General features: G+C 58.8%; 10 protein-coding genes. 4 read left to right on the top strand and 6 right to left on the bottom strand.

Going from position 1 to position 12,401, the window contains the following annotated elements; genetic code table 11:
• Positions 1–255 precede the first annotated feature (255 nt).
• On the top strand, positions 256–2,817 hold the full coding sequence (locus ACZ5Y5_RS01835) for a TonB-dependent receptor (protein WP_464809516.1): 2,562 nt from the start codon (positions 256–258) through the stop codon (positions 2,815–2,817).
• A 54-nt stretch (positions 2,818–2,871) separates the two neighbouring features.
• On the opposite strand, the gene ACZ5Y5_RS01830 is transcribed toward ACZ5Y5_RS01835, so the two are convergent.
• The gene (locus ACZ5Y5_RS01830; protein ID WP_464809515.1) at positions 2,872–4,209 is read right to left on the bottom strand and encodes a HAMP domain-containing sensor histidine kinase; all 1,338 of its coding nucleotides are present in this window, start codon (positions 4,207–4,209) and stop codon (positions 2,872–2,874) included.
• Positions 4,206–4,889 (bottom strand): response regulator transcription factor, encoded by a 684-nt coding sequence (locus ACZ5Y5_RS01825; RefSeq protein ID WP_464809514.1) that lies wholly within the window; start codon positions 4,887–4,889, stop codon positions 4,206–4,208. The genes ACZ5Y5_RS01830 and ACZ5Y5_RS01825 overlap by 4 nt, the downstream gene beginning before the upstream one ends.
• A gap of 101 nt (positions 4,890–4,990) precedes the next feature.
• On the opposite strand from ACZ5Y5_RS01825, the gene ACZ5Y5_RS01820 reads away from it, so the two are divergent.
• Complete coding sequence (locus ACZ5Y5_RS01820) at positions 4,991–5,434, top strand: SPFH domain-containing protein (RefSeq protein ID WP_464809513.1); 444 nt, start codon at positions 4,991–4,993, stop codon at positions 5,432–5,434.
• Positions 5,435–5,536: 102 nt separating this feature from the next.
• Here the strand turns inward: ACZ5Y5_RS01820 and ACZ5Y5_RS01815 are convergent, their stop codons facing one another.
• A complete protein-coding gene (locus ACZ5Y5_RS01815; protein ID WP_464809512.1) occupies positions 5,537–6,031 on the bottom strand; it encodes an aminoacyl-tRNA deacylase in 495 nt (164 codons plus the stop codon).
• Between the two features lie 358 nt (positions 6,032–6,389).
• Between ACZ5Y5_RS01815 and ACZ5Y5_RS01810 the strand changes: the two genes are divergently transcribed.
• Positions 6,390–7,496 carry a Coq4 family protein gene (locus tag ACZ5Y5_RS01810; protein WP_464809511.1) on the top strand — a complete coding sequence of 369 codons (1,107 nt, stop codon included), beginning with the start codon at positions 6,390–6,392 and terminating at the stop codon, positions 7,494–7,496.
• A 392-nt stretch (positions 7,497–7,888) separates the two neighbouring features.
• Positions 7,889–8,401, top strand: coding sequence for a DinB family protein (locus ACZ5Y5_RS01805; protein ID WP_464809510.1), 513 nt, complete (start codon positions 7,889–7,891; stop codon positions 8,399–8,401).
• A 681-nt stretch (positions 8,402–9,082) separates the two neighbouring features.
• Here the strand turns inward: ACZ5Y5_RS01805 and ACZ5Y5_RS01800 are convergent.
• From ACZ5Y5_RS01800 to ACZ5Y5_RS01790, 3 genes are all read right to left on the bottom strand, one after another.
• Positions 9,083–9,319: a hypothetical protein gene (locus ACZ5Y5_RS01800; protein ID WP_464809509.1), complete on the bottom strand. Its 237-nt coding sequence runs from the start codon at positions 9,317–9,319 to the stop codon at positions 9,083–9,085.
• An 842-nt stretch (positions 9,320–10,161) separates the two neighbouring features.
• Positions 10,162–11,184 (bottom strand): class 1 fructose-bisphosphatase, encoded by a 1,023-nt coding sequence (locus tag ACZ5Y5_RS01795; protein WP_464809508.1) that lies wholly within the window; start codon positions 11,182–11,184, stop codon positions 10,162–10,164.
• A 95-nt stretch (positions 11,185–11,279) separates the two neighbouring features.
• Positions 11,280–12,290 carry a LacI family DNA-binding transcriptional regulator gene (locus tag ACZ5Y5_RS01790; protein WP_464809507.1) on the bottom strand — a complete coding sequence of 337 codons (1,011 nt, stop codon included), beginning with the start codon at positions 12,288–12,290 and terminating at the stop codon, positions 11,280–11,282.
• Between the last annotated feature and the right edge of the window lie 111 nt (positions 12,291–12,401).

Raw genomic sequence — 12,401 nt, 5'->3', positions numbered from 1 at the left:
GAAATTTCAGAATTCTAAAATGAAAACTTGAAAATAACGACAAATGTTGAACCATTTTTTTGAAGTATCGTAATTGAATTAGGTTTCCTTCGTCCCAACAATCTTAAATTTTTCAACCAAAGTACGTATCATGAAACGAAAATGAAAATATATGCGTCAGTCTTGTTACAATGGATGTAACAAAACTGTTGCGATAAGCACCTAGTGGCCGGCCCCGCAAAGCATCCACTTGATGGATTTGAAAAGGGGTAAACCATGATTCGCTCTTCCACCACCTTGCTGCGTGCGCCGCTGTGCGCGCTGTTGCTTGCGTCGGTTTCCGCACCTGCGCTGGCGAGCGCTGCAACCGAACAACAGCCTGAAGCCGCTCCCGCAGCGGACGCTGCCGATGATTCCGGCCTGGGCACCATCGTGGTGACCGCGACCAAGCGCGAGACCAATCTGCAGGAAACGCCGATTTCCATGGCAGTGATGAGCACGGAAGCGCTCAAGGACCGTCACGTCGCCAGCCTCTATGATCTGGCCGACGGCGCTGTTCCTTCGCTGCGCATCGCGACCTTCGAAGCGCGTCAGTCCGCGCTAACCATCGGTATCCGTGGCATCGTGCCGCTCGATGCCAACCAGCCCGCCCGCGAACAGGGCGTCGGCATCTATGTCGATGGCGTCTATATGGGCCGCCAGCATGGCCTGAACGCCGCGCTGTTCGACATTGAGCGTGTCGAAGTTCTCAAGGGCCCGCAGGGCACGCTGTTCGGGCGCAACACCGAAGGCGGCGCGCTCAGCATCGTTTCCAAGGCGCCGACCGGCGAATGGGGCGGCCGTATCGAAGCGGGCGCAGGAAATTATGGCAGCCGCAGCGCCAATGCCCATATCAACCTGCCCTCGATCGCCGGCTTCTCCATCAAGCTGGACGGCGTGATCCAGCATCAGGACGCGACCACCGACAACCCGCTCGCTGGTCAGGCCGGCTGGAACTATTACAACCGCAAGGGCGCGCGCGCCGCGGTCCGCTGGCAGCCGACCGAAACCATCACCAACGATTTCGCCTATGACGTGGCGAAGGACGAGAACACGCCCTTCTACAGCCAGCTGCTGAACTATAATCCCAACAACTGCGCCAACGGCACCCAGGCGTCTCAGCCGGCCTGCACCCTGCCCGGCACCGCCTACACCAATCTGACCGGCGGTCCGGTGAAGCCGCTCATGCCGGGCGTGGTCGTGAACGGCAACAGCCGCATGGGCGAAGCGGACATCGGCGTGCCGCAGCAGGTCAGCGTCGACAAGACCCACGGCTTCACCAACACGCTGAAATGGCATCTGGGCGATGAATTCGAACTGCGCTCCATCACCGCATGGCGCGGCGTCGATGCAACCCAGTGGGACAATTCGGGCGGCGCGCACCGTCCGCCGCTGGTGAGCCCGTCACTCGGCAGCTCCGCCGCCGGCTGCACCACGGCTTCGCCCTGCGCCTTCAGCCGCTACAGCCTCGCCGACCTGCGCCAGCGCCAGTTCAGCCAGGAATTGCAGGCTGTCGGCACGGTCGGTTCGATCGACTATGTCGCGGGCCTGTTCTACTTCAACGAACATGTCAGCGACGATGCCGCGACGCCCAGCTCAATGGGTGCGGTCGCCATTCGCAACAGCGCTGGCGTGATCACCGGCTACAACTATGCTCCGATCCCCTTCTGCACCGGATCGACGCCGCTGTTCGTGGGCAAGGCCGTCAACGGCTGCTCGATCGACCGGGCTTCGGAAGTCTGGTCGAAGAGCTACGCCGCCTATGGTCAGCTGACCTGGAACGCCACCGACGCGCTGCACATCACTGTGGGCGGCCGTTACACGCGTGACGAGAAGAAGGGCGTGCTGCACTTCTCGCGCAACGTGAACTACGACACGGCGACGCCCGCCTTCCTGTCCGGCATCGGCTACAAGCCGCTGGATGCGAACTGGAACCGGTTCAACCCGATGGCGACGGTCGCCTATGACGTCAGCAACGACCTGCACGTCTATGCGAAATATGCCACCGGCTATCGCGCTGGCGGCGCCAGCTCGCGCACGTCCAACTATCTGGCATTCGATCCTGAGGACGTGAAGTCCTACGAAGTCGGCCTGAAGTCGGACTTCTGGAACGGCCGCGGCCGCTTCAACATCGCCGGCTACATCATGGACCGCAAGGACAGCCAGGTCGACATCAGCTCGATCCAGTTCGTGGGAACGAGCAGCTTCAACAACCTGGTCACCATCAATGCGCCTGGCACCACCAAGATCCGGGGCGTCGAAGCTGACCTGACCCTTGAGCCGATCGACGGCCTGACCCTGAACGCGTCATACGCCTACACTTACACGAAGATTCCGCCGGTGCTGATCACCGCAAGGGACTCGACGGGCGCCTCGACCAGCGTTTACCAGAACTTCTACATCGTCTTCACCCCGCGCAACGCCGCAAGCGGATCGATCGATTACGTGGTTCCGGTCGGTGGCGGCGACACGAAGCTGAAGTTCCACTTCGACGGCAACTATGCGCAGGCCACTCAGGCGTTCGACCAGTTCGCCACGAAGGCCGACAGCTCGCTGATCTTCAACGGCCGTATCTCGCTGGCTGACATCGGGACCGGCAACGGCCGCAGCCTGACGCTCAGCCTCTGGGGTCGCAATCTGTTCAACGAACAATATGTGTTCCGCCGCGATCCGTCGAACAGCCTGCCCGCCGCACCGACCAGCAGCGTCTCCAACGGCAGCATCGCCAACGTGCTGGGCGACTATGGCAACTTCAACGCGCCGCGTACCTACGGCGTCGAAGCCAGCATCAAGTTCTAAAAGAAACTTCCTGCAAGAAGATTGGCGCGTCGCTCAATGCGGCGCGCCATTTTTTTATGCGCTAGGCAGCCGCACCGTGACCCTTAACCCCGGCTGCGCATCGCCCAGTTCGATCGAACCCCCATGCAGGCGGGCGATGGACGCAACCAGCGGCAGCCCGAACCCATGTCCCTCCGCCTGACGGCCGGACAGCCGGCCAAAGCGGTCCAGCGCCTTGTCTCGATCTGCGGAAGCGATGCCCGGTCCATCATCCTCCACCACCAGCGTCGCCCAGCCCGCGGCGCTGCCGGAAAGCGCGATGCGGATATGCGTGCCTGACGGCGTGTGCCGCACGACATTTTCGATAAGGTTGATGATCATCTGCGACAGCAGCTGCTCGTCGCCATCGACGACGACAGGGTCGAGCGACAAAGCGGTAATCTCGTGCCCGCTCTCTTCCACGACCGCTGCCAATGTATCGGCGCATTCACGGACCAGACCGGCAAGGTCAATGGACGTGAAATTTGCCCTGCGCGCACCGCTATCAACTTCAGCGATGCGCAATAGCGAGGAAAAAAGGGCAAGCAGCCCATCCGCCTGCGCCTGCGCCCCTTCGATCCTGGACTTCACGGCCTGCGCACCAGGATCCTGTGCGATCAGGCTCAGCTCATTGCGCAGCCGCGCGAGCGGCGTTCGCAACTCGTGCGACACACCGTTGGTGACATTGCGCACCTCGTCCATCAGTTCGTTGATCCGGTCCAGCATGCGGTTGAAGCCCTGCGCCTGCAGGTCAAAGGCCGTGCCCGTCCCATCAACAGGCACACGCCGGGACAGGTCGCCTTCGAAGATGGCGTCCGCCGTGCGGCGCATCTCCAGCAGGCGGCGGCGAAAGATCAGCATGAAAGTCGTGGCGGCCGCAAGCGCGATGGCGATGATCGAACCGAAGCCGAAGAAATAGATGCGCTTGCGAGCGGCATTATAGTCGTCGAACGGCTCCGTTTCGCCGATCACTGCCAGTCGCAAGCCCGCACCCAGATCGCGAACCAGAGCCCGACCATGCGACAGGCCCTTGATCCCGTCCACCGCATCCACCCGCGACAGGCCCAAAGGCAAGGGCCGGGCGACACGCACATTTCCGGCAATCTGCCGGCCCTTTTCAAAGAGGATGAACCCCAAATCCGCCGTGTCGCGATCACGCGATGCGATCATGATGCGGTTGCCGATACGGCTCGCATCCACATTCTGACCATGGGGAGCGATCATCACGCTCGCGCCCGTTATACGCTGCACCACCAGATGGTCGATCGTGCGCAACGTGGAGAAATAGATGCCGAACGCCGTCGCCAGCGTGGCGCAGAGGAAGAAAAGGAGGAAGGTGAGCGTCAGCGCCCGCAAGGATCGAAGGGGAATCACCCCCGCAGCATATAGCCAAGCCCCCGGATGGTCATGATCGGATCATCGCCGCCAAATTCCATCAATTTGATGCGCAGCCTGCGGATATAGGCATCGACGAGGTTGGTCGTCGGCTCAAAATCATAATTCCACACCCGCTCCAGCAACATGGCGCGCGTGACCGGCGTACCCGCATTGCGCGCCAGTTCGACCAGGACCTTGAATTCGGTCTTTTGCATCTGGAGAGCCTTGCCGTCACGCCATGCGCTATGCCGAGCGGGGCTGACCACCAGATCGCCGACGCGCAGGGTTTCGTCCGCAACCTGATCGGTCCAGGCCCGGGCCCGCGTCACTGCCTGAAGCCTTGCGTTCAGTTCGGCCGGGTCGATCGGCTTTACGACATAATCGTCGGCGCCGCTTTCCAGACCTTCGATCTTCTGCCGTGACTGGCCAAGCGCCGTCATCATTATGACCGGCGTCAGAACATTGTGCTCGCGCAGCTTCTTGAGCAGCGTGACGCCATCCATCATCGGAAGGATGCGGTCCAGAATGATGGCGTCGAAATGATGGTGTCCGACCAGAAGATTGGCGCTGCGGCCATCCGGCGCGATCGTCGGCTCATGACCGAAATGGCGCATCTGTTCGTCAAGTTGCGCCGCCAGATCTTCGTCATCTTCGACGATCAACAGTTGCAGAGACAATGATTCGTTCCGAAGCCAGATTGAAGCGGGAACGGGATATGACGGCTAGGTTTCATCTCCATGACGGTTTGAAGCCGTTTCACTCGATCCTGTCACCGTGAATGGCGCATCAGTTCCTCAAGCAAACGGTACTCGCGCGGCTGCAGGAGGATGCACTTTCCCTCGCGCCGCACCTCTTCCGGATTATCGATCCAGACACGATCATTCAGGCTGAGGATTTCCTCATGGCGACGAGCCAGTTGGCGCAGACCACGCTGCGATCGGTCCTCGGCAAACATGAACTGGGCGAAATGCTCGGCGAGCGAGACAGGCTCAACAATAGCGTGCCGGAGATACGCGACGCCCAGATCGCAACCTGGGGCATCAAGGTTGCCAATGTCGAGATCAAGCAGGTCGATATCACCGAGACCATGATACGCGCGAACGGCGGGCCAAGATCATCAATGCCGAAGGTGAACGGCAGGCGGTGCAGCAACTGCTGGAGGCAGCCGCCATTCTGGGCGAGCGCTCCGAAGCCATGCAACTATGTTATTTGGGATCCCTGAACTTCATCGCGGGCGACAAGAATTCGACCGTGGCTTTTTCTTTCCCGATGGAATTCGCTCAATGGCTGAAGAAGCCGCCCTCATGATGAAGCCGCGCCATATTCAAATGCTGAAAGCGCAATGTCCAGCGCCCGTCTGCAGGCGCCGCCAGTTTTCGGCATTCATATGGACCAGCGTGCGGTGATCGCCACCTTCGAAATAAACGTCCTCGTTAGTCAACATCTCATCATCGATGATCGTCTTCAGGCCGTAGGCCGCACCGACTGGCGGGACTGCGCCCGGCGCACAGTCCGGGAACAGGATTGAGGCACTGACTTCCTCCGCTAAGTCGACCTTCTGCGAGAACCAGCGATTGAGAAATTCGAAGCCGACATGCTTCGACGCAGGAACAACGGCAACGATGAAGTCGTCACGGCCTTGTATCAGCACCCCTTTTGCCACTTGCCGGCCGGGAACATGGGCAACTTCGGCCGCCCTAGCCATCTCAACCGCCGGTTCATGGATGATTTCGTCATATTGGGTGCCGCATCGGTCCATATAGTCGCGCAGCTTATTTGAGATCGTCATGGCATCCTCCATGCCCTCATCTGCGGTCATGGCATGTACCCTGACTGCAGAAATACGCGTCTCCAGGGAGCGCATTGCGGTCCCATTCTCAGGGACAGCCCATGTGCTGCATAATAGCGCATCTGGCTAGGCAGGCCAATAAGAGAACCGCCACATGGCGAGATGAAGCTTTGGATGAATCCGGCGCTGTAATTACAAATTGATGTACCGACGTCGGTCGGTTGCAGTCGCCTATCCGGCTACTGTTGAGGCGGGCAGGGACTGCTGACCCTCGCGGGTCTGCAAACCGGGTCTGGATTTATTACGCTTATAAGGGTCAATGGGCCCTGAAAAGGAGCAGATCATTTGACAATGACATTCTAGGTTAATATCCGATTAAAAATTTTGGATGGGCCTGCACATGGAAAAATTCTTATCTTGTGTCAAAGACTTGGACACCGATATGTCTTCTTTTCCAGAGCTGCCTACGGCGGAAAACTGCAATGATCAGGCATTACCTGCTGATGCCTTCCGTTTCTATAAAGACGGATATTTCGACGCGAGTATAGTCGCCCGCAGACAAGGCGATGCAGTGAACGTCATACCCTTGGTCCATCCCGACAGGCAGCGGCCAAAATGGAATTTTGTCAAAGCGTGGCGCCACTTCAGCAATGTGCGAAAAGACAAGGAACAGACTGACGAAATCATCGGAGTTTTCGACGCGCTGCCTTGGCGCGCAGCGGCAGAAGCGGCAAGTAATTTTCTTACAAGCCCACAGGGACAGGCAATCTACCAAAGCGAACCCTATCTCCCCCACATACTCGATGACCATGTTGCCTTGCGGAAAACTCCCAAGGGAAGCTTTGCGCATGCCTATTGCGACTTTATGGAGCGTGAAGGTCTAAGCGCAGCAGGACTCGTTGCGGCTACAGGCAATGATCGCAATGGCCAGCCTTTGTTCAAGGATGGGGTCGAATGGTATAATGACCGCTTGCGCGATATCCATGACATTCTACACATTCTGACGGGATATGAACGGGATCCCTTAGGTGAACAGTGCCTGCTGGCCTATTTATTTCATCAACGTCCTAGCCCCGGGCACTTGGCAGTGTCTACAGCAGGAACGCTGCTGATGAAAGTTCAGCTTAAGACAAAGGCACCGATCCTCCGTGCTGTTTTTGAAGCACATCGCCATGGCAGGCTTTGCACGAGGATTGTCGAACAATCGATCCGAGAAATATTGCCAATGCCGCTGTCAGAAGTAAGAGCGCGGTTCAACGTCCCAGAGCCCTTTTGGTATAAGAAGGTGCATGATGTCTGGAAATCCGAGGGAGTCGACCCTCATGCATTTCTGGCAAAACAATCTGATACCGGCCTGCATAAACCAAGACCCGCTGACTCATTTGCAACGTCCAACGATCATGATGCGCCAAGGCTAATAAACCAGCCCGTCCCAGGCCGCGCAGCAAAGGTGGACGGAGAAATGCCGTCTTTTATTCGCAGCCCCGTCGAGTGAACTTCCGACCGCCTTTCTTCGGTTCAGGATTGCGACCTCGTAGATGCACTGTGACCGAGGATATTCGCGACTGAAACTTGTCGCATCGCAATGCCGTTTGTTGGGCACGTTTTACGGCTGCCGCTGGTGTCGCGAGGATTTCCCACCCCACCCCCTCCCAGCCGCTCAGCAGCCAACTTCTGGCACCCAACTGCGGGCGGTCAGGCTCCCATCCCGACCGCCCGCGGTGGTCGAGGGCGGTCCGGCAGCTCCTAGAGCGCTGCGGTGGCCAATCACGAAGAATGGCTGGGTGGATAGACGACAAGTTGGCTTGGCTCCAGGTTGTTGGCAATGCCAAATGAATTGGATTAGCTCGATCAGATCGACGTGGTGACTGTCAGGGGAGGACAATTATGATCGTTTCAGCCAGAGACCAGATTGCTCTAATGGCGCGGTACCACGGCTGGGCGACCGAACGGCTTTTGAAATCCATAGCTCCGATGCCGGACGATCTTTACAGGAAGCAATGCGGCCTGTTCTTCGGCTCTGTGCATGGCAGCCTTAACCATCTACTGTTGGCTGATAGTCTTATCTGGTACCCACGGCTCAGCGGAGGTTCAGTGATTAGCCGCCCGCTCGACGCCGAAATTGAAAGCGATCGAGCCGCCCTTGAATCCCGCCTGATCATAGCGACGGCACAATGGCCGAGGTTAATTGAAAGCCTCGATGAGATCGCGCTGACCGGTGACCTGCATTTTGTCATGACTACGGGGCAGCCTCGCATTCTACCAATGGCGGCCGCGCTCTTCCATGTCTTCAACCATGCCACCCACCATAGGGGGCAGATTACCGCTGCGATGTCGATGATGGGCTTCGAATATGAGCCACTCGACTTGCCTCAATTAATCTACTCGAAACTCGCGTAGCGGAGGCTTTGCCTCGCTGCGCCGCCCAAAAACGAGCGACCGGTACGGGGGCGGCAAATCCTCTCTTGAATGGCCAAAAATGGTCGCCTGCCGCTGGGCGGCTTTCCAATCTCAATCGGACCAGCAGGTTATCGGCGGCGCAGCGTGGTTCGGGGGCTGGGAACGACGATGGCGGGCGGTTTGCGGCCTGTCTGCTTTCGGAGCATAAAGGGGAGAACCGGACAAGACATGAGAGGCCCAATCATCGATGTTTTGGGAATCTAACCCATGGAAATCGGGATTTCTGCGATCTCGTTCTATGAAGAAGGGATATCGCGAACGCGCAAGATGGCCACTTATCTGGCGGCGCGCGGGCTTAAACGACTGGCCAGCGATATCCGCACTCGGGGACGACCATGATTGGGCGCGAAAGATGGGAACGGGGTTCGTTGCCGAGTTTGGTAAGGAAGTCTTGTTTTTGATTGATCGGGATTGGTTTGGCTGGCCTGACCCACCGCAGTGGGGACTGGCATCTTTTAATACAGCTAATGGTGAGTGGCACCTGTGGGGCAACTTCTCCGATTTGCCCTCTGCGTGGACTGTCCCTGATCCCCTACATGGGCCAGAACAAACTCCGGCTTAGTTCGATTCTGGTCGCTGCCGATGGGCGGCTTTCGTCAGGATGTAAGCTGTTACTGCTATTCAAAGACCAACCAGGCGGTTCGCCCGGGTGCGCTTTTCCAGCCGGTCAGAAAGGGCAGTGATGCCGAAAACATCGATCACCAAAATGAGGATGATAATCTTGCTTGCTCGCTCTTGGTACGGCCAAGGGATTGCGAAAACGACAAGCAAATGGATAATCAAAACTAATGCTGTAACGGTCCAAGCAATGGCAAATCGACGTACGGGCCACCAAAGCATCGCTGCGTAGAGCGTCATCACAACTGTCAGGCCAATGCCTTCAGCGACGGCAAGCGAATTGAACTAGCCAGCGATGATCGCAGCGATGCCGCCGATAATCACAAATGGTAACGCAGCCCACCGCCCTACAACGGCAAGGCCACGCTCGCCATTAAGGTCTAAACTGCCGTCAGTCTGCATTTTGAACAACTAGCGTGTCGAAGGTACGTCTGCAATTGGTCGGTCGCTGAACGGCACCTTTGACGGCTCGGGGAGCCCAGCGTTCGCACTGGATCCGTCACCAACCTTGATACGCATTGTTCTTGGCAGGCGCGACCGTGCGGTATGAGGAAAACTGCGCTGACCTGCTTGCACCCGCAAAACGCCGAACATTTGGGTAACCCCCGGCACAGAAATGCCAGGTCAAATCGAATGGAACTAGCTGGCTAGGGGGGTTCGCTGTGGTATCTGTGAAATTCCCTGCAGGATGCCGACAAATTCCCTGCAACCGCAGGCAGGGAATTCAACCGAACAACGGCCGTTTTCTGCCACTTTCTGGCGCCGGATATGCTGACTTCCCCCTAAAAAGGAGATGACGGCCGAATACAGGGAAATGCAGGGAAGAGACGGGTTCGCTCCGGACTGCGAACTGCACCACACATTTCCAAATCTCTCAACATCTAGAGCGTCGATCCGGTCGGGGGTGACAGTATTGACAGGCCAAGGGCTAACAGGCGCCGGCGCACCTCAGTTTTGCTAGCATTCTGCATAGTTGAGCCAACGCTGCGCTCGCATCAATGCGGGAGCGGGCCTGGCGGGCATCAATCTGGGGCAAAGTCAAACGGACCTCGTACAACGGGTTGCCACCGGATCGCATCGGCTCAACCTGCTGCCTCCGCGACCTCTCGGGCGTCACCGGCAATGAACCCGACCCGTTGATGCAGTCCAGCGGGCATCACATCGAGAATGCGCTGCGAGCCATTGCTCGCCGCCCCTCCGGCTTGTTCAATGAGCAATGCCATCGGATTGGCTTCATAGAGTAGGCGCAGCCGCGCCGCGCCGGCGTGTCGCTGGTCAAACGGATAGAGGAACACGCCGCCGCGCTTGAGGATGCGGTGGATGTCGGCCACCATCGAGGCCGTCCAACGCATGTTATAATCGACACCAAGCGGCCCTTCCGAACCCTCGATGCGCTCCTCGACATAGCGGGCGATTGCTGACGACCATTGCCGCCGCCGCGCCATGTTGATCGCGAATTCTCGCGTGCCGTCGGGCAAGCGCATCGGACCGTCAGTCAGGCGCCAAGAGCCGACCTCGCGATCGAGGGTGAACTCATAGACGCCGGTCCCGACCGTCAGCACCAGCAGGGTCTGCGGACCGTAGATCGCGTAGCCGGCAGCGACCTGATCGCGACCCGGCTGCAGGAAGTCCTCTTCCGTCACGTCTCGCCCGGCGCAGCCTGCAGGCGCACGGAGTACCGAAAATATCGTGCCGACCGAAAGATCGACATCGACATTGCTCGATCCGTCGATCGGATCGAACAGTAGGAGATATTCACCCTTGGGGTAGCGGTTGGGAATGGGGTGGATCGTCTCCATCTCCTCCGATGCCATGCCGGCAAGGTGGCCGCCCCATTCATTGGCGTCGAGCAGCAGTTCGTTGGCGATGACATCCAGCTTCTTCTGGACCTCGCCCTGAACATTTTCGCTGCCGAGCGTCCCCAGCAAGTCGCCGAGCGCACCCTTCGAGATGGCACATCCCACCGCCTTGCACGCTCGCGCGACCGTTTCAATGAGCAAACGCAACTCGGCGGGACACCGACTGTCGGGCTGGCGCTGCTGATCGATCAGGAAACGGGACAGCGTCGGCGCCCGTGCGCTCATCCGGTTATTTGTTCCGTTCATCGGATATCCTCCTGCGCGATGCTGCGTTGCCGCCATGCGCGAACAGCGACATGCGAAGCTTTAAGTTGTGGTCAATCGATGGTTCGGACATTGCTTCAGGCTCGGGTGGCGGTCAGGGCGGGGCGAGCAAGCGCGCTCGACCCGCGCGCGATCAGTCGTCCGTTAAGAACAACCCGGCGCCCAGGACCGTCGGGATGATCAAAGCGGTCGAACAACATGGTCATCGCCGTGCGACCGATCTCCTCGACCGGTTGCTCGATCACCGTGAGCCCTTCGCCGACAAACTCCATCCAGTCATTATTGTCGAAGCCGGCAAGTGCGATATCGCCCGGAACATCCAGGCCAAGAGTGCGGAGCGCGCGCAATATGGTGAGCAGCATGACGCCGTTGCTGGCGACGAGTGCCTGCGGCCGTTCCGGTCCATTCAGCAGTTCGGCGACAATGCGCTCCGCCTCGCCCGAGGCGTGGGGTATCGCGAGGGAGTGGGCGGTCATGCCGAGCCGCCCCGCCGCGCGCTCGAACCCGGCTCGTCGCTCGATTCCCGTGCTGCTCGCTGCGCCGAACAGACCTGCGATCCGCCGGTGTCCGGCGTCATGGAGATGCTCTACGAGCAAAGTCGCCATCGCCTCATTGTCGAGCAGCACACAGTCATGCCCCGCCTGCGGCATCGCGCGGTCGATGAGTACGACCGGGCAATCGAGCGATAGCTTACTTGCTCGCTCGACTCGCTGGCGCGACGGCGCAAGAATGACGCCGGCCACTCGCTCCTGCTGCATGAGGTCGAGATATTTCGCCTCCTGAGCCGGATCCTCATCGGTGTTGCTGAGAATCACGTTGAATCCGCGCTCCGCCGCAACACGTTCGATCGTGCGGGATACAGCGGTGAAGTAGGGATTGCGGATGTCGGCGACGATGAGACCGATCGTTTTGGTATGCTGCGATCGCAACCTCCGCGCCGCAAGATTGGGCCGGTAACCGGTTGACTTGACGGCCGCCTGCACCCGAGCCTGCATGGCAGGATCGACCGCGCGCCCGGCCAATACGCGCGACACCGTGGCGGGAGAAACCTGCGCGACTCTCGCAACATCCTTGATACCCACAGCCATCAGAAATCGATCTCTCGTTTGATCGGGCGACGCCCATTTATAGGACGTATATCATGCATCCTTTCCATCATTATGTGCAACCCTCTTGACAAAAGGCTATAGAAAACGTTT

It is taken from the genome of Sphingobium sp. TomTYG65 (genome assembly GCF_055395525.1).
Note: the sequence above shows the minus strand (reverse complement) of the source record. Positions and strands in the feature narration are given on the sequence as shown.

Bases quoted from the DNA above. Each gene is read 5' to 3' on its own strand.
- ACZ5Y5_RS01835 (WP_464809516.1), top strand. From the start codon at position 256: ATGATTCGCTCTTCCACCACCTTGCTGCGTGCGCCGCTGTGCGCGCTG.
- ACZ5Y5_RS01820 (WP_464809513.1), top strand. From the start codon at position 4,991: ATGGCGCATCAGTTCCTCAAGCAAACGGTACTCGCGCGGCTGCAGGAG.
- ACZ5Y5_RS01815 (WP_464809512.1), bottom strand. From the start codon at position 6,031: ATGACCGCAGATGAGGGCATGGAGGATGCCATGACGATCTCAAATAAG.
- ACZ5Y5_RS01810 (WP_464809511.1), top strand. From the start codon at position 6,390: ATGGGCCTGCACATGGAAAAATTCTTATCTTGTGTCAAAGACTTGGAC.
- ACZ5Y5_RS01805 (WP_464809510.1), top strand. From the start codon at position 7,889: ATGATCGTTTCAGCCAGAGACCAGATTGCTCTAATGGCGCGGTACCAC.
- ACZ5Y5_RS01800 (WP_464809509.1), bottom strand. From the start codon at position 9,319: ATGACGCTCTACGCAGCGATGCTTTGGTGGCCCGTACGTCGATTTGCC.
- ACZ5Y5_RS01795 (WP_464809508.1), bottom strand. From the start codon at position 11,184: ATGAACGGAACAAATAACCGGATGAGCGCACGGGCGCCGACGCTGTCC.
- ACZ5Y5_RS01790 (WP_464809507.1), bottom strand. From the start codon at position 12,290: ATGGCTGTGGGTATCAAGGATGTTGCGAGAGTCGCGCAGGTTTCTCCC.